The organism is Pseudoalteromonas sp. HL-AS1 (genome assembly GCF_031198785.1).
Classification (GTDB): Bacteria; Pseudomonadota; Gammaproteobacteria; order Enterobacterales; family Alteromonadaceae; genus Pseudoalteromonas; species Pseudoalteromonas distincta.
On record NZ_CP133569.1, the window covers coordinates 1,217,871 to 1,235,149 of the forward strand.

The 17,279-nt window shown below is 39.3% G+C and carries 21 protein-coding genes; 7 read left to right on the forward strand and 14 right to left on the reverse strand.

All coding sequences use genetic code 11. The annotated features are described in order from the left end of the window. The first annotated feature begins 12 nt into the window (after window positions 1-12). From RB214_RS05645 to RB214_RS05670, 6 genes are all read left to right on the forward strand, one after another. Entirely contained in the window at window positions 13-366 is a 354-nt protein-coding gene (locus RB214_RS05645; RefSeq protein WP_165744023.1) for a cupredoxin domain-containing protein, read from the forward strand. Between the two features lie 80 nt (window positions 367-446). Next, complete coding sequence (locus tag RB214_RS05650; protein WP_002958506.1) at window positions 447-662, forward strand: TIGR02450 family Trp-rich protein; 216 nt, start codon at window positions 447-449, stop codon at window positions 660-662. A 597-nt stretch (window positions 663-1,259) separates the two neighbouring features. Next, the gene (locus RB214_RS05655) at window positions 1,260-1,472 is read left to right on the forward strand and encodes a calmodulin (protein WP_165744024.1); all 213 of its coding nucleotides are present in this window, start codon (window positions 1,260-1,262) and stop codon (window positions 1,470-1,472) included. Between the two features lie 169 nt (window positions 1,473-1,641). Continuing rightward, window positions 1,642-1,848, forward strand: coding sequence for a hypothetical protein (locus tag RB214_RS05660; RefSeq protein WP_024591130.1), 207 nt, complete (start codon window positions 1,642-1,644; stop codon window positions 1,846-1,848). An 80-nt stretch (window positions 1,849-1,928) separates the two neighbouring features. Further along, on the forward strand, window positions 1,929-2,144 hold the full coding sequence (locus tag RB214_RS05665) for an EF-hand domain-containing protein (protein ID WP_024597051.1): 216 nt from the start codon (window positions 1,929-1,931) through the stop codon (window positions 2,142-2,144). Between the two features lie 220 nt (window positions 2,145-2,364). Beyond that, a complete protein-coding gene (locus RB214_RS05670; protein WP_024603579.1) occupies window positions 2,365-3,312 on the forward strand; it encodes a PDC sensor domain-containing protein in 948 nt (315 codons plus the stop codon). A gap of 49 nt (window positions 3,313-3,361) precedes the next feature. On the opposite strand, the gene RB214_RS05675 is transcribed toward RB214_RS05670, so the two are convergent. Together RB214_RS05675 and RB214_RS05680 are read right to left on the reverse strand one after the other, a co-directional pair. Next, a complete protein-coding gene (locus RB214_RS05675; protein WP_309168958.1) occupies window positions 3,362-4,981 on the reverse strand; it encodes a M28 family metallopeptidase in 1,620 nt (539 codons plus the stop codon). Between the two features lie 320 nt (window positions 4,982-5,301). Further along, a complete protein-coding gene (locus RB214_RS05680) occupies window positions 5,302-5,541 on the reverse strand; it encodes an RNA-binding protein (protein WP_002958513.1) in 240 nt (79 codons plus the stop codon). A 255-nt stretch (window positions 5,542-5,796) separates the two neighbouring features. Between RB214_RS05680 and RB214_RS05685 the strand changes: the two genes are divergently transcribed. Next, window positions 5,797-7,083, forward strand: a complete 1,287-nt coding sequence (locus RB214_RS05685) for a VCBS domain-containing protein (RefSeq protein WP_309168585.1) — start codon at window positions 5,797-5,799, stop codon at window positions 7,081-7,083. A gap of 80 nt (window positions 7,084-7,163) precedes the next feature. Here the strand turns inward: RB214_RS05685 and lipA are convergent, their stop codons facing one another. From lipA to lptE, 12 genes are all read right to left on the reverse strand, one after another. Next, a complete protein-coding gene (lipA, locus tag RB214_RS05690) occupies window positions 7,164-8,129 on the reverse strand; it encodes a lipoyl synthase (protein WP_002958515.1) in 966 nt (321 codons plus the stop codon). Further along, window positions 8,126-8,779, reverse strand: coding sequence for a lipoyl(octanoyl) transferase LipB (lipB, locus tag RB214_RS05695; protein ID WP_024605578.1), 654 nt, complete (start codon window positions 8,777-8,779; stop codon window positions 8,126-8,128). Before lipB ends, lipA begins: the two co-directional genes overlap by 4 nt. A gap of 19 nt (window positions 8,780-8,798) precedes the next feature. Continuing rightward, window positions 8,799-9,077, reverse strand: coding sequence for a DUF493 family protein YbeD (gene ybeD, locus RB214_RS05700; RefSeq protein WP_002958517.1), 279 nt, complete (start codon window positions 9,075-9,077; stop codon window positions 8,799-8,801). Window positions 9,078-9,251: 174 nt separating this feature from the next. Beyond that, entirely contained in the window at window positions 9,252-10,415 is a 1,164-nt protein-coding gene (locus tag RB214_RS05705) for a serine hydrolase (RefSeq protein WP_002958518.1), read from the reverse strand. A gap of 53 nt (window positions 10,416-10,468) precedes the next feature. Next, window positions 10,469-11,233: a septal ring lytic transglycosylase RlpA family protein gene (locus RB214_RS05710; RefSeq protein WP_024603580.1), complete on the reverse strand. Its 765-nt coding sequence runs from the start codon at window positions 11,231-11,233 to the stop codon at window positions 10,469-10,471. Further along, the gene (gene rodA, locus RB214_RS05715; RefSeq protein ID WP_165744029.1) at window positions 11,233-12,339 is read right to left on the reverse strand and encodes a rod shape-determining protein RodA; all 1,107 of its coding nucleotides are present in this window, start codon (window positions 12,337-12,339) and stop codon (window positions 11,233-11,235) included. The genes RB214_RS05710 and rodA overlap by 1 nt, the downstream gene beginning before the upstream one ends. Further along, window positions 12,336-14,204, reverse strand: a complete 1,869-nt coding sequence (gene mrdA, locus RB214_RS05720; RefSeq protein ID WP_309168586.1) for a penicillin-binding protein 2 — start codon at window positions 14,202-14,204, stop codon at window positions 12,336-12,338. Before mrdA ends, rodA begins: the two co-directional genes overlap by 4 nt. Window positions 14,205-14,212: 8 nt before the next feature. After that, a complete protein-coding gene (gene rlmH, locus RB214_RS05725) occupies window positions 14,213-14,683 on the reverse strand; it encodes a 23S rRNA (pseudouridine(1915)-N(3))-methyltransferase RlmH (protein WP_002958522.1) in 471 nt (156 codons plus the stop codon). 37 nt (window positions 14,684-14,720) lie between these two features. Beyond that, a complete protein-coding gene (gene rsfS / locus RB214_RS05730; RefSeq protein ID WP_002958523.1) occupies window positions 14,721-15,038 on the reverse strand; it encodes a ribosome silencing factor in 318 nt (105 codons plus the stop codon). 55 nt (window positions 15,039-15,093) lie between these two features. Then, entirely contained in the window at window positions 15,094-15,729 is a 636-nt protein-coding gene (gene nadD, locus RB214_RS05735; protein ID WP_309168587.1) for a nicotinate-nucleotide adenylyltransferase, read from the reverse strand. A 21-nt stretch (window positions 15,730-15,750) separates the two neighbouring features. Then, entirely contained in the window at window positions 15,751-16,788 is a 1,038-nt protein-coding gene (holA, locus tag RB214_RS05740) for a DNA polymerase III subunit delta (protein ID WP_309168588.1), read from the reverse strand. Next, window positions 16,788-17,279 carry an LPS assembly lipoprotein LptE gene (gene lptE / locus RB214_RS05745; RefSeq protein WP_309168589.1) on the reverse strand — a complete coding sequence of 164 codons (492 nt, stop codon included), beginning with the start codon at window positions 17,277-17,279 and terminating at the stop codon, window positions 16,788-16,790. Before lptE ends, holA begins: the two co-directional genes overlap by 1 nt.

Sequence of the window (17,279 nt, forward strand, 5' to 3'; positions counted from 1 at the left end):
AAGGAGTACATTATGTTGATGATTAATATAGGTGGTGCACTGTTAATAGCTGCAATTATTTATTGGTTTTGGCTATACAAACCAGAGCAAACACAAAGTGATGACAACAAAGAAACAATAGTCGTTGATAACGGTGTTTATAAGCCAGGACACATTAAGGTGGCAGCCAACAAAGAGGTTGTACTTACCTTTGATAGAAAAGACAGCGCGCCGTGCGCCGAAACAGTGGTATTTCCACAGCTTGATATAAGTAAAACGCTGGCAATGGGTGATGGCAATACGGTTAAACTACCTGTGCTTGAAGCCGGTGAGTATGACTTTCATTGCCAAATGCAAATGTACAAAGGCAAGCTAGTTGCTCAGTAATCTGAGCTAAGTAGGTGTTGGGGTCGTATAATTGCCTTATATAAGCTGTATAAATAGATGAGTAGGAGTCGTTATACTAAATGAATAAACTAAACCCTAAAAAATTATTGAATAGTAAATGGACCGCAACACCTGCTATAAATAAAGAAAAACACTTCATTATTGTTGAGGTGGAATTTGATGAAGACGGCAATGTAATTGAATGTATTACTGAGGCTGTTATGTCAAAAAATCAATATCCAATTAGTTGGCGAGATTTAAAAGATAACCAAAAGTGGCTGCAAGGGTGGAAGTAGTTTAAATCTATATAATTTACCTCACTCCAATAGCTGGCACACGATGTAGGTTTGTTTAACTCAAGCGAACCTATTCTTTACAGCGCATTAAATTATGAGTTTAATGCTACAACTTAGCTTTAGCATTGAAACCTTCCTAGATAAATTCGCCATTTGGCAACAAAACAGTTAATTTCAAAATATCTTTCCAAAATTTTTATAATAAATTTCAAAAACAATATAACTTACTGATTATAAATAAATTAATTGTTTAATAGCCGCAAATAAATCCTATGTAATTTCCATGTTCATATTCAGTTTATTTTGAAGACTAACCTAAACGCCCCCTTATTGGCTTTTTAGCAAAAGTGTGTCTTTTTAATTAAACTTAACCAATTGATTTATAATGGTTTACTATTTTTAGTTAAATGGCTGTTGCTAAATAGCAACAATAACACCTCCCCAAATTAAGCTTTTCTCGCTTTATATCATTTAACTCATTGTTTTTAAGTAATAAATAAAAAGTGGCACCGAAGTTGTAATACCTAGAGTGTATTAAGCAAAACGTGATGAAAGCCAAAGGCCTTAATCGCAACAACCCAATGAAGGAATACTATTATGAAAACATTTCAATCAACATTAGTACTAATGGCGCTAGCTTCTTCATCAGCGGCTTTTGCAGCAACAGATTTTGATACGCTAGACGTAGATGGTAATAGCGCAATCAGCCAAGCCGAAGCTTCAGTAGATGCTGAGCTTTTAAGCAAATTTGAAGAACTCGATACAAATCAAGATGGTGAGCTATCTGAAGATGAGTTTTCTAAGGCCTAAAATTAAAGCCTTAAGCAGTTAATGCTCTGTGATGTTATCTAAATTCTGAGTTGCCAAAGACAACCTAAGTAGGCAAGGGAGCCTACTAAAAAGAATAACCAGGAAGTGACTAGAGAGCACTATAGGGCAAATTTATTTAGGACACCGCATACTTTTGAAGGATTAAATTATGAAAAAGCTACAATCAACATTTGTACTTATGGCTATTGTTTCTTCGTCAGTAGTATTTGCAAACACAGACTTTGAAACACTCGACGCAGACGACAACGCTTCAATTAGTCGCTCTGAAGAATCGGCGCAAGTGATAGAGCAATTTGACGAGCTGAATGTTCAAAGTAGCGGTGGTCCGACAGAAAATGATTTTTTTGAATATTAATTTATAGACACTTTACTCCTAAAGGATCTTTGAAAAGGACTTCTTACCCCTAATCAGGCCCAAAGCCTAAGGAAACGATTATGAAAACATTACATAAAACTCTAGCTCTTGTAGCCCTAGCTTCTTCTTCAGCGGCGTTTGCTGCGGTAGATTTTGATTCTTTTGATACAGATGGCGACGGCGTAATTAGTAAAACAGAAGCCCAAGTAAACTCGCAACTAGTACAGCTTTTTGATCAATTAGATACAGATGGAAATGGCGAGTTATCTAAAGAAGAGTTTTCGAAGGTTCAGTAATAAGCTCTATGTAGAACCTTACCAGTCACACTCACAAAGCAGCTAAGTAATTAATACTTAGCTGCTTTTTTGTGCATTTAATTTAATATATTACTATTTAGTCACCAAAGTAGTGCAAAAGTTGAGTTTGAATAGTGTCAAGCTACTGATTATTAAGTTATTTTATTGTTGGTTTTAAACTTGCAAATCTATTTATAACTTAGGTCAATGAGTATTTAAAATGGCGCGGATGAGTTATATCAGTAGTGTTGAGCGCTACCACGAATATGAGCATGTAATACACAGTTTACTTGAATCTATTTTAATGAGTATTGAGGACGGATTAACTAAAGAGCGTGATACCCGCTATCTGATTAAGCAGTACCCATTTTTAGAATTACAATATTGTTTAAATGCAGAAGGTTTGCAGCAGGGTAATAACGTCTGCTTTAAACGCGCATACAGCAAAAAATTAGGTGAAAGTGGTAATCAACAAGATTTAAGCGAGCGACCCTATTTTTTGAACGCTAAAGCAAGTGATAAAGTGTGCTTTACTGATCCCTATATTTCTATAGCGACTAACCATTTATGTATATCGGCGATTAAAGAGCTAAAAAAACCAATTAATAATCAACATTACTTGGTCGTTGATGTGAGCTTAACGCAGCTTATTGAGTTTGTAATGGGTGATACTGCGCGCGCTAACATGTCGCCTTACTTCAAGGCGGGTTACGGTATTATTGTGGCGTGCTTATTTTGCTTAGTATTATTTTTACTAAATATCGTTTTTAGTGATATATACGCTCTATTAACTCATGTAGATACCTCATCAGACCCACTTGAACCCTTTAGTATCATTATTTACATCACCTTGGCATTAGCAGTATTCGATTTAGGTAAAACAATACTCGAAGAAGAAATCCTTATGCATAAGGATATTTTTAGGCACTCATCTACGCGGCGCACTATCACACGGTTTATCTCTACTGTGTTGATTGCTATTTCAATTGAGGCCCTGTTAACCATGTTTAAAGCGGCGTTGGGACAATCGGAATATTTAATGCCTGCAATAGCGATGATGCTTGCAGTAGTGGGGCTTTTAATTGCACTGGCTATTTATGTTTATTTAGGGGCAAAGGCTGAAACGCTATTAATGCGCGCTCGTTTAAAACAAAAATCCTCCAAGTAGGAGGATTTTTATATTACATAACTCTATTTAATAACTATTTAATAGCTATTTATTGCTTATCTTGCGCGCGTTTTGCTTTAAAGTCAGACTCGCTCGTCCACTTTGGCCAATCGCCATTATTTGCAAGCTGTGTGGCTATATCAACAATAAGATCTATATCTTGCTTAACACCACCTAACGACCAATCAGCTGAGTAGTCGTCTGCTTCTTTATGGTATTTATGCGCTATGTACTCAGGATCGGTATCACCCAGACTCATAAATAATAAACTAGGCACGCCTTGCTTAGAAAGCGAGAAATGATCTGATCTAAAAAACAAGCCATTCTGCGGGCGAGGGTCCATTTTAACAACGCGGCCTTGTGATTTTGCAGCCTTTGCTAAATAGTTTTCCATTGTCGATAAATCTTTACCGTATTGTAAAATGTAGTCAGTGCCATCAAGCACGTTCATGCCATCAATATTTAATAAACCGACCATTTGTTTTGTAGGTACAACCGCACCCGATGCAAATTCTTCAGAACCAATTAACCCCGTTTCTTCTGCTGTAAAGTTTGCAAAAATAATTGAGCGTTTAAATGGTTTTTGCTTGTTCATTTTGCTCATTATACGTGCTATTTCAAGCGTGGCTGCAGTGCCTGAAGCGTTATCTACCGCGCCGTTATAAATTTTAGGGCCGGTATCGGTTTGTTTAGTACCAAAGTGGTCCCAGTGAGCGCTAATAACAACGTATTCGTCAGGTGATTCGCTACCTGTAATTTGTGCAACGACGTTATGTGATTTTGCATGAGATACTTCGTTTTTAAAGGCAAGGTTTGCTTTTAAGTTAAGTGGCGTCGCTTTAAAGTCATCATTTAATGCTGCTTGTTTTAAATCTTGGTAGTTAAGCTTTGCGGCGTTAAACATTTGCTTAGTTGCATCAAGTGTTAGCCAGCCCATAACCGGTAATTTTGATGCGTTTAAATTGTTATCCATTAACGTGTATTTAGTGCCGGTGTTTGAACTTTCAACTACGCCCCAAGGGTATGCCGCAGGTGCTGCTTCATGAACAATAAATACAGCCTTTGCACCTTGGCGAGCGGCTTCTTCATATTTATAAGTCCAACGACCGTAGTAGGTCATTGCATTACCAGTAAAAAGGGCGTCGTTTTGAGTAGCAAAGCCTGGATCGTTAACTAGAACAACCACTGTTTTACCAGTTACATCAATATTTTTATAGTCATTCCAGTTATATTCTGGTGCATTAATACCATAGCCAACAAATACAACGTCAGAATTGCGTACATCAATTAATGGCTGAAGTTGCTCGGTACGTGCGGTAAAGTCTTTACCTGATTCAAAGCTTAAATCACCTACCTTTAACTCCATATCCTGATTAGCTGTCACCATTGCCATTTTTACAGGCTGTAAGTATTTACCTTTATAAGCACCGGTTAAACCCAGCGCTTTATATTGCTCGCTTAAGTAGCCTACGGTTTTTACTTCACCATGAGTAAGCGGGCCTCGGCCTTCAAAGTCATCAGAGGCTAGTGTTTTAATATGCTGTTTAATATTGCTAAGGCTTACACCTGCTGTATTTTCTAATGGAGTTTGTTCGCTTGCAGGCTCTGAGCAGCCAAAGAGTGCAACTAGCAAGCTTAGGCTAGCGCTTTTTAAAAGAGTAGATGCCATAGTCTTCATATTGTTATTTAATTAGGCTTTCAATATAAAGGAAGCACCGCAGCGATGTCGAATTTTTATAGAGAACTTTTCATTCAATTGCAGATTGATTTTATAAGGCGTATAAATAACGAACAATCTAAAGGAGCACATAATGGGCCAATGTAAAAAAGTGGGTATTTATTTATAGCTAGTGGCATTGCATTTTTTTGCTGCTGCAATATTAGCTGAGCAGGAGACATTTTTTGTGCTGTCTGCTTCTTTTATAATACTGGGCACTAAAAGCAAAAAACCAGCATTAGCTGGTTTTTTTGCATAGGTTGCAGTTAGCTTTATGCGTCTGCAAGTTTTACGCGGATCTTACTTTTATCAACAGTAGATTGGTTAAGTGCAGTAATTGCGCTTTTACTTTCTATGTCGTTTGGCATTTCTACAAAGGCAAAACCTTTAGATTGGCCAGTTTCTTTATCAAGTACCAAGTTACAGGTAGTCACTTTACCGTGCTCTGCAAATAAAGTACGAAGCTCATGCTCAGTGGTAGCACGAGACAAGTTACGAACTAATAGTTTCATAATGAACCTAAATAATTATGTCAGTATTAATTATCTCAAGTAACTCAGGTTTAACCTAATTTTATTTTAAAACAAATATAAATAAACACTCTATAGAAATAATTTTTTGTATCACTATGAAAATAATAGATTTTATAATTAAATTTAAAATATCAGTAAATTGGTAATGTTAATTGGTAATTGAATTGTGGTTATTTGTACAATAAATTGGTAAATTCATATTTAATTAACTTACTATTAACCGCAGAACTACTCATGTCTAAATATACCCTTAAACCCTGTAATACAGTTACAGCTATACTTCTATCTTGTTTAGTTACTGGTTGTGGCAGCTCAGGCTCTGATCCTACGGTGCAAAATAATGAAGCGATTTCCTCACAAACTCCTGCAACAATTGGTGGTAACACTCTAGGTGAAGTTATTAGCGATAGTAATGATGCAATAACAGGCTCGTTAACTATTACGGATCAACAATCAGGTGAAGCTGCTTTTGTAGCACAAGAAAATAGCGCTACAAGCTATGGTTTTTTTAGCTTAAATGCTGGTGGAGATTGGTCATACACACTTGACGATTTAAACGCATCAATAACATCTTTAAGTGAAGGTGAAACACTACAAGATACAATAACAGTAAACTCTGTAGATGGTACTAGCGCACAAATTATCATAACAATTGTAGGTGCACCAATAGCTCAAGCTGATGGCTTTGAGAAAATATCACACGTTTTATTGCGATCAGATAGCGTTAATTCGGGGCTTGACGCATACACACTTATTGAAAATGCCTTCGGCGAAGGGTCAATTGAATCTCCAGACTTATATGCTGGTAATCATGAAAGTGTTGTCCATATTATTGAAGATACCGATACGATAATTGGTAACCATTTTGTCTTTTTAGCTCACCGAGATGATGACCAAGATAAAGACAAAGGCGTAAGTGATAGACAACGTAACGAAATAAAAACCTACGATAAATCACCACAAGAAACACTGGCGTTTGAGGGGGAGACATTTCAATATAGCTGGAAATTTAAAGTAAGCATCGAGCTTGAGCTTACGAGTAAGTTTAGCCATTTTTTTCAAATAAAAGCTCGAAATGACAGCAACGATAATACTAATGGCAACGACGACCAGCCTATTATCACTCTCTCTGGAGCACAAAAAAACAGTACAGGTAATCAGCTGCAAGTGCGATATAGCGCAGGGTTTGATGAAAACGGCAACAACACAGGGCTTGATAAAAACCTCATTGAAACCGACTGGTCACTCATTACAGATGAATGGGTCGAGGTATTTGTACAAGCTACATTTAGTGAAAATGGCAAGTTAGATATGACGTTAACGCGCTTAAGCGATAATGCAGAGGTATTTAATATAAGCGAGCAAAACATAGATATGTGGCGCGGCTTTAGTGATGCTGATTTTGCTCGTCCTAAGTGGGGAATTTACCGCTCGATTGTTGAAACCGACAGCCTTCGCGCTGATGAAGAACGTGTTAGGTTTGCTGATTTTTCTATTACAAAAGGTAAGATAGTGCAGTAAGCTATTTTATCAATTAGCATGAAAAAGCTGTTAATGATTATGCATCATTAACGGCTTTTTTAATTTTTTGATAAAAGTGATTACTTCACTTCTTTACCCGCTGCTTGTTGATCAGCATGGTAGCTTGAACGTACAAACGGGCCAGAAGCCGCGTGAGTAAAGCCAATTTCGTCTGCATACGCTTTTAAGCCGTCAAACTCTACTGGTGGCACGTAGCGCTTAACCGGTAAGTGATGCTTAGAAGGTTGTAGGTATTGGCCTACAGTTAGCATGTCAACGTTGTGAGCACGTAAATCGCGAAGTACTTCTTCAATTTCGCTAATTTCCTCACCTAAACCAACCATTAAGCCTGATTTAGTTTTTACTTCTGGGTGAGCTTCTTTAAAGCGACGAAGTAATTCTAAAGACCATTTATAGTCAGCACCTGGACGAGCTAGTTTGTATAAACGTGGCGCAGTTTCAAGATTGTGGTTAAACACATCTGGTGGCGTCTCGATTAATATCTCTAGTGCGCGGTCCATACGGCCACGAAAGTCAGGTACTAAAATTTCGATAGTGATAGTTGGATTATGTTTACGAATCTCGCGAATACAATCGGCAAAATGCTGTGCACCACCATCACGTAAATCATCACGGTCAACTGAAGTGATTACAACGTAGCTTAGCTTCATATCTTTAATAGTAAGTGCTAGCTTTTCAGGTTCGGTGGCATCAGGTTTTAATGGGCGACCATGAGCAACATCACAAAATGGGCAACGACGAGTACAAATTGCACCTAAAATCATAAAGGTAGCTGTACCGTGGTTAAAACATTCAGATAGGTTAGGGCACGAAGCTTCTTCACATACCGAGTGTAAGCCATGCTTACGTAGCGCTTTTTTAATACCGTCAATACGATCGGTTGATTTAGGTAAGCGAATTTTTAACCATTCTGGCTTACGCAACATTTCAGTTTTTTCTGTAGGTAAAACTTTTACTGGGATCAACGCCATTTTTTCTGCGTCGCGTAGTTTTACACCTGGTTCCATTTTGACTGGTTTATTCATTCGTTTTCAAACCCTTCAGTATGCTTAACCTGTGTTGCATTAAGCTTCTTGATCATGTGTTTCACCAATCCTTCACCCGCACTTTCTAGGTTTTGAGGACCATCTAATTCTTTAGTTTGCACCATATTCATGCCCGCATAACCACATGGGTTAATGCGTAAAAATGGACTTAGGTCCATGTTAACATTTAATGCTAAGCCATGAAACGAGCAACCACGACGAACCCTTAAACCAAGGGATGCAATTTTACTGTCATTAACGTATACACCTGGTGCATCAGCTTTAGCATAAGCTTCAATACTATACTCGGCGAGTGATTCAATAATGCACTCTTCAAGCCAAGTAACCAGTTCACGTACACCAATCTTTAAACGACGTAGATTAAATAATACATACATCATTTGCTGGCCAGGGCCGTGGTAAGTTACTTGCCCGCCACGGTCAACTTTAATCACCTCAATGTCGCCAGGAGCTAGTAAGTGTTCGTCCTTACCAGCCTGACCTTGGGTGAATACACTCTCGTGCTCTACAAGCCAAATTTCATCTGGCGTATTTTCATCACGGGTGTCGGTAAAGTCCTGCATTTTTTGCCAAATTGGCATATAACGCTGACGACCCAGTTGGCGTACGATCAAAGTGTTTTCGTTCACAACAAATCTCAACTATGGATTAAAGCATGTGGCGTACGTCATCAATATTGCTGATCACGTTGTAAATTTCTTCAATGTGTTTGCCACTAGTAACTGTTGCTACAAGGCTTACTGACTCGTAATTACCTTTGCTGCTTGGTTTTACTTTAGGGGCGTAATCGCCAGGTGCTATTGGTTGTAACTTAGCTAAAATTTGATCAGTTAAGTTTACGTTAGCTAAACCCATTATTCTGAATGTAAATGGGCAAGGGTACTCTAGGTACTCATCAAATTTAGTATCTTTAACAGGTTGAACCACGACGGTGACTCCTCATACAAAAGTGTGGACTCTATGCAAGCTTGAAGCTTAATACAGATAGGCAATTAGCAGTCTTGCTTATATGGGGCGCATTCTAACATTTTTCAAGCAAAAAAAAACGTCTCACAGTGGAGACGTTTAAATTAGTTACCTAGTTAATAGGGGAGATATAAATTACTGCATGATCTGTAAGCGTAAGTAATCATAAATTTTGCTAAAGAAGCTGCCTTCTTCCACTTCTTCAAGTGTAACTAGTGGGTATTGAGCAATATCTTCGCCCTCTAGTTGTAAGAATAACGTACCTACTTTAGTACCTTTAGCAAGTGGTGCTTCAAGCGTATTATCTAGCTCAAAGTTAGCTTTAAGGTTTTTATGCTGACCACGTGGGATAGTAATTGGTGTATCTTCTAAAATACCTAAAGATACGTTCTCTTTGTTACCCATCCAAATACGTTGTTCTGCAAAGCTATCGCCTGCTTTGTACGGAGTAATTGTTTCATAAAAACGAAAACCATAGTTAAGTAGCTTTTTACTTTCTACTTTACGAGCTCGTTCGCTTGAGGTACCCATAACAACAGCAATTAAACGCATATCGTTTTTAGTAGCTGAGGTAACTAGGCTGTAACCAGCTTCTGATGTATGCCCTGTTTTAATGCCGTCAACATCTAAGCTTTCATCCCATAATAATGAGTTACGGTTATATTGCTTAATGCCGTTATAAGTAAACGATTTTTGCTTATAAAGTGCATATTCATCTGGCACATCACGAATAAGAGCAGCACCAAGTGTCGCCATATCGCGTGGAGTTGTGAAGTGCTCGTCAGTATCAAGGCCGTGGCTGTTGATAAAGTGACTGTTGCTCATACCTAATTTAGCAGCATGGGCATTCATTAAATCAGCAAATGCGCTTTCGCTTCCAGCAATATGCTCAGCCATTGCTACACATGCATCATTACCTGATTGAATAATAATACCGTGGTTAAGCTCATCAACACTAATTTGTTTACCTACTTCAATAAACATCTTTGAAGATTCTGGAAAGTTTTTAGCCCATGCTTTTTCGCTTACCGTTACCATATCGGTAGTGGCAATATTACCTGCTTTAATTTCAGTACCAATTACATAACTGGTCATCATTTTAGTTAAACTTGCAGGTGCTAGCTGTGTATCGGCTTCACCTTCAGCAATAACTTTACCTGTTGTAAAGTCGACTAAAAAATAACCTTTCGCATTAACTTGAGGTGGTGCCGGAATAATTTGGGCGCTGGCTGAGAATACGGCGGCTGTACAAACTAGGCCGCATACACCTTTGAGGATTTTATGTTTAATAGATTTCATCATACTCATTAATGGTTAAAGTTAAAGATTCGCGTTACGCCATTCTAAAGGCCTTACTGAGTGTAAAGCAAGAACGCGTTTTGAAATTGATTTTCTTTTAATTTTTTTAATACTTCGTTTGCATGAGGGGTATCTTTTATTGGCCCTAAATGCAGTCTGTAAATATCGTCTTTTTGCACAATATTTGTTGGTAATTTGTATTGCTCTCGCAATGTGCTGGCAAGTGCTTCAATATTAGCAAGTGTACTACCTGCAGCTACCTGAATGTAGGTTTGACGCGCAGTTGCGCCCGCAAGCGTAACGGCCTCTAGCTTAACCTTTGCTGTACCATGGGTGTAGTAGCCAAGCTTATAAGCGGCTGCGTACGAAAGATCAATTATTCTATCGTCATGAAATGGGCCACGGTCGTTCACGCGTACGATTACCGATTTACCATTTGCTGTATTGGTTACTTTAACAAAGCTAGGTAGTGGCAGCGTTTTATGCGCTGCGGTCATGGCAAACATATCATACGTTTCACCATTTGAGGTGTGATAACCATGAAATTTACGACCATACCAAGAGGCAATGCCTTCCTCACTATAACCCGTCTCATCAAGCATGGGCGAATAGCTTTTACCAAGCACTGTGTATGGGCGGCTAGCGCTAGCACTTTTAGTGGTTTCGGTAACTATAGCGTCTTGCATTTCAAGCGTAGTAGGAGCTCTTAATGGCGCTGCATCATGACGCATACTATAACGGCTACTTGGCCCACTACTACAAGCACTTAAAAGCAAAATTAATAACGTGGTAAATATAAACTGATTCGTGTGTCGCATTATTTTAAAAGCATCCTTTTATCTGTCGCGATTGACATAATAATGCCAAATCCTGCCATTAACGTCACCATCGATGTACCACCATAACTAATCAGTGGTAAAGGTACGCCTACAACAGGTAATAAACCCGATACCATGCCTATGTTTACGAATACATATACAAAAAAGGTGAGGGTGAGTGCGCCTGCGAGCAATTTACCAAATGCATCTTGTGCATTAACAGCAATGTATAAACCACGACCAATAATAAATAAGTACAGGCTAAGTAAAACACATACGCCGAATAAGCCAAATTCTTCGCTTAAAACCGAAAATATAAAGTCGGTGTGGCGCTCTGGCAAAAACTCTAATTGCGATTGTGTACCAAGCAACCAGCCTTTACCTTCTATGCCGCCTGATCCAATAGCAATTTTCGATTGAATAATATGATAACCCGAACCAAGCGGATCGCTCTCAGGATCTAAAAAGGTGAGTACACGTTGTTTTTGATAATCGTGCATACCGTAGTGCCAAAATGGCCATGCAGCAAGCGCTATAATCGAGCTTAAAAAGCCTATTAAACGCCAACTCAACCCAGACAAAAATAATACAAATATACCTGAGCTTGCAATAAGTATAGCGGTACCTAAGTCGGGTTGTTCTTTAATTAATAATGTAGGGAGCATTACAATCATAAAACCAATAATTAAATGTAGCGGGCGAGGTGGTAAGTGGTTTCTACCTATATACCAAGCTACCATCATCGGGACAGCCAACTTCATTAATTCTGCAGGTTGAAATCGTGTCACCCCTAAATTGAGCCAACGCTGCGCGCCTTTTGAGCTTACACCAAATAAAAGTACACCGACTAGCATTAATAACCCAACACAATAAAGTGGGATCACTAACCGCTTTAACGTGGCAGGCGAAAACTGGGCTAAAACAATCATAGCAACAATCGCACCGCCCATGCGGGTCATGTGCCTAATCATCATAGAAGACTCTTGCCCGCTTGCGCTGTAAACAACCATTATGCTGCCAGCCATCATTATAAGTAGTGCAATAAGCAGCGGTAGGTCTAGGTGCATACGCATCCAAATAGAGCGTTTATCGTGCAAAGCGGTCATGGTGTCTCGTTCCTTGCAAGATTAACAGGGTTGGCTGCAAAGTAGTAATCCATAAGTTGGCGAGCTATTTGAATGCCGCCGTGGTTGTTTTCTAACACAACAGAAACCACAATTTTAGGATCGCTATAAGGTGCAAAGCCTACATAAATTGTATTATCGCGTTGGCGCTCTTTAAGAGATTCTGCATCGTAGCGTTCACCTTGGGCAATACTAACTACTTGCGCGGTACCGGTTTTACCAGCCGAGTCGTAGTTAGTCCCTTTAAATGCTTTGTGGGCTGTGCCTGATATTTTTTGTACTGTATTATGCATTGCATCTAACGATACCTGCCAATGGCGCGGATCTTTTAAAACAACAGGGGGTTTTTCTTCGTTGTTAATTTGCGTTATGTCGTTATCTTTTTTTATCACTTGCACCAAATGAGGGGGATGATTAATACCACGATTAACTAATATGTTAGTTGCATTTGCAATTTGAATAGGTGTGGCAGTCCAGTAACCTTGGCCAATGCCTACCGAAATAGTATCACCGCGCCACCAAGACTCTTTAAAGCGTCCTTCTTTCCATTCTTTTGAAGGTAGAATAGCAGTAGTTTCTTCGTGAATATCAATACCTGACAAATCACCGTAGCCAAAACGGGCCATAAAATCGCTTATTTTAGTAATGCCTAATCGATAAGCCGCATCGTAAAAATAGGTATCACACGACTCTTCAATCGCTTTATATACATCTACATGACCATGGCCCCAACGTTTCCAATCTCGCCATTTATGTTCAACATTTGGAATTTGAAAAAAGCCAGGATCCCACATTGATGTTGACTCATTTACTATATTTTCTTCAAGCGCTAATACTGCCATTAAAGGCTTTACAGTAGAGGCCGGCGCATAACGACCTTGCGTAGTACGGTTTATTAATGGCCGGTCTTGGTTAAGCAGCGCTTTATAATTTTTGCTGCTAATGCCGTGTACAAATAAGTTTGGATCGTAACTTGGGTTTGAATAAAGTGCCAGCACGCCGCCATCTTTGGCGTCCATAACTACAACAGCGCCGCGCATATCTTTAAGCGCGTGTTGTGCTATTTGTTGCAAGCCAACGTCTAAAGTCAGTACTAAGTCGCTACCTGGTTGCGGTTGGGTCATGCTCAGGGTGCGTATTACACGGCCACGGTTATTAACTTCTACCCGTTGTGAGCCTACTTTACCGTGCAGTGTTTCTTCGTAATATTTCTCTATGCCGAGTTTGCCAATATCATGTGTGGCGCGGTAATTGGTTGCACGGTCTTCTTGCTCTAATTGGTTTAGCTCTTTTCTATTAAGCTTGGCAACATAACCGAGCGCATGCGTTAGTGTGTCGCCAAATGGGTAGTAGCGAGCAAGGCGTGCCTCAATGCTAAAACCAGGAAATTTATGTTGATTAACCGAAAATTTCGCCACTTCTGTTTCGTCTAAGCGGGCTTTTAATACTTGTGATTTAAAACGACGGGTGTGTTTTATATCTTTTAAAAAGTCTTGTTTGTCTTGCTCTGTAATCGCAATTATTTTACTTATTTGATTAAGCGATTCGTCAAGGTCGTCTACCTCTTCGGGGATGACCTCAAGGTTGTAAACAGGTTTGTTTTCAGCAAGTAGCACACCGTTACGGTCGTAAATTAAACCACGGTTGGGTGCAATAGGAATAACTTTAATGCGGTTATCGTTGGAGCGGGTTTGGTAGTCTTGGTGATCTTCGACCTGAATAGTATAAAGATTAGAAAGCAATACTGCGACTAATCCTAATACAAAAACAAAACCCACGAATGCTCGCCTAGCAAATAAGTTTGCTTCTGCGGAGTGGTCACGAATAGTGGGTCTATGTTTTAGCATGGCAAGGGTTACTCGCGATGATAAGGATGGTTGTTATTTAAGCTCCAGCCTCGGTAAAGGCTCTCTGCAACAATTATACGCACCAAAGGATGCGGCAATGTTAAATTAGATAACGACCATTTTTGCTCAGACGCTGCAATACACTCTGGAGCAAGTCCTTCAGGTCCGCCAATAAGTAAACTTACATCGCGGCCATCGAGTTGCCATTTTTCCATATTTTTAGCAAGTTGGTGAGTATCCAGTGCTTTCCCTGTTACCTCTAACGTTACAATACGATTGCCTTTTGGAATAGCCGCTAATGTTTTTTCACCTTCAATGTGTAAAATACGCTTTATATCTGCATTTTTACCACGTTTACCGGCTGGAATTTCGATTAACTCTAGCGCCATATCTTTAGGGAAACGGCGCTGATATTCTGCAAATCCCGTTTCTACCCATGCTGGCATTTTAGTACCAACAGCAATCATTTGTATTTTCACGTATTACTTCCAAGCATTGTCTAAAATGAGTGAGCGTTTAGCCCCACAGTTTTTCTAGATCGTAATAGCTACGTGCTTCGTTTTGCATCACGTGTACAACCACATCACCTAAATCAACCAGTGCCCATTCGCCGTCGCCTTCACCTTCATAACCTAGTGGCTCTGAATCTGCATGACGCGCTTCTTTTGCTAAGTGATCAGCAATTGACTGTACGTGGCGTTTAGAAGTACCAGAACAAATTACCATGTAATCTGTAATATCTGATGTTTCAGTTACGTCAATATGAACGATGTCACGCGCTTTCATATCGTCAATTTTATCCATTGCAAAGGCGAGTAGTTGTTTTGAATCCAAGGTTTTGTCTCAATTTAAAAATTTAATGGCGCGCATTTTAACACGCTAGGAGTTTTTAAGCATCAATTTGATAGAGCTGATGCACTTCTATGTAATGACTCACTGCGTCGGGCAATAGTTCATTCTTTTTATTACTTTTTTTTAGCTGCTTGCGAATTGTACTTGAGGCCGCATCGAGCATTTCACCCGGTAAAAAATAAAGTTTACCTGCAAGTGAGTGTTTTAGTGCCGCGACTTCGCCGGCATTTGCGCGTTGCATATAGCTTTTGAGCTCACCTGTTACAGTGCAATGTTGAGCAGGACGCTGGTACACCACAATATGGCAAAGCTGCGTTATTGCCTTCCACTCAAACCATTTATCGAGATTGTTAAACGAGTCCATACCAATTAAAAATAAAATAGGCGTAGTGGGGTGCTCTTTACGAAGTTCTTGCAAACTAAGTAGTGAATACGATGGACCAGCTCGGTTAAGCTCTCTTAAATCGAGTTCAAAATGAGGATGAGGTGCAATGGCTGCGTTTAGCATATTAATACGGTGCTGAGTACTAATTCCCGGAGCTGCTTTATGTGCAGGGAGTGCACAGGGCATAAAATAAAGCGTATCTAAATTAAACACATTAACGCATTGCTGCGCCATATTTAGATGGCCTAAATGGACTGGGTCGAAAGTGCCACCAAAAATTGCGATCATTTAACACCCATTAGTTATTTATTAATTAACCGCGTGGCACGGCATAGGAATGTTGAGCGGCTGGCAAAATTTAATACAAATATGAGCAAGCGCTTGGTAAGGTGCAATTAAATTACCTTGCTTGTAACTAGCATCAAACAACGCAACATCACTGTTTATTTGTTCTAGTGTGTGCATATTTAAACGGTTAATTGCGTTTTGAACTGGACCTTGTTGGTTTTTCCAAATTGCTTTTTGTTTAAATAAATTTGCTATAGGTTCGCCATTTAATAAACCAAGTTGCACACTTATAAGTGTATTAAGCTCTTTGGTTATAGCCCACAAAATACTCACCACTTCGGTGTTATCGCTGGCAAGTTTGTTTAATACTTTTATAGCTTGTTTAGCGTGGCCATTTAATAGTGCATCGCTTAAATCAAAAATATCAAACTTGGCTTGATTTAACAACCCTTGCATAACTAGTTGCTGAGTAATTAATGCATTGCCGTGTAGTAGCGAGAGCTTTTCAAGCTCCTGAAAACAGGCTAATAAGTTGCCTTCAGTGGCATTTATTAAGCTTACTTTGGCGTCGCTTTGCATATTAAGTGATAAACGTTGGCATTGCTCATCAAGCCATCGTTTTACATGAGAGCCCGTAAGTGGGTAGCAAGGTACGAACACGCCTAGTTTATCAAGGGCTTTAAACCACGCACCACGTTGTACTTCTTGACTGGCTTTAGCGCCTTTAACAATTAAAATAGTATCGGAATTGACCAGCTCAACTACTTTTTTAAAGGTATTGCTGCCAATAACGCCTGGCTTTTGTTGGTTTAAATCAAGCTCAATAATAGTGCGGGCGCTAAACAGCGACATGCTCTTATACTGGGCTATGATTTCTTGCCAATCGAATCCTTGCATTAAAGTAAACTTAATTACTTCATCAAAACCTTGTTGCTTAGCACAGTCGCGAATTTGTTGTACGCACTGCGCTTCTTGAAAAGGCTCTTCACCAAATACTAAATAAAAGGGCTTTAGCCCTTTATTTAATTCACTCGGTAGTTGATTAGCATAGCAGCGCATTATAGTTGCGACAGCTCTCTAACAATACGACGACTGGCTTGCTCACGAATCTCGCTAATGAGTAGCTCAAGCTCTTTTGCTTTTGCTAATGCATGATCCGGATCGTCTTGGTAATTACGATAAAGCTCAAAACGTTTTTCTATCGCTTTTTCACCAGGGCGTTTAACTACATACGACACGCCATAAGCAAGTTCGTATTCAGCAACCTGACCATTTTGAAACAGCGAAAGTGTTTGGCGTTCAATACTTTCTTTGCGTAAATACAATTGGGCTTTATCTTTAGCTGACGATACTAGCTCTACGTTACTCGCTTTAAGCTCTTTTTTAAGCTCAGAAAATAAAGTCGATTTTTCATCATCGCCTACAAGTGTTAGCTGTTTTAAGTTATCAGGCAAGCTAGAGGCTTTTTTTAAATGAAAGCCACAGCTTGATAACAAAAAACAGACTAGCACTAAGGCTAGTCCATTTTTAATGGCGTTAAATGCAGCCAT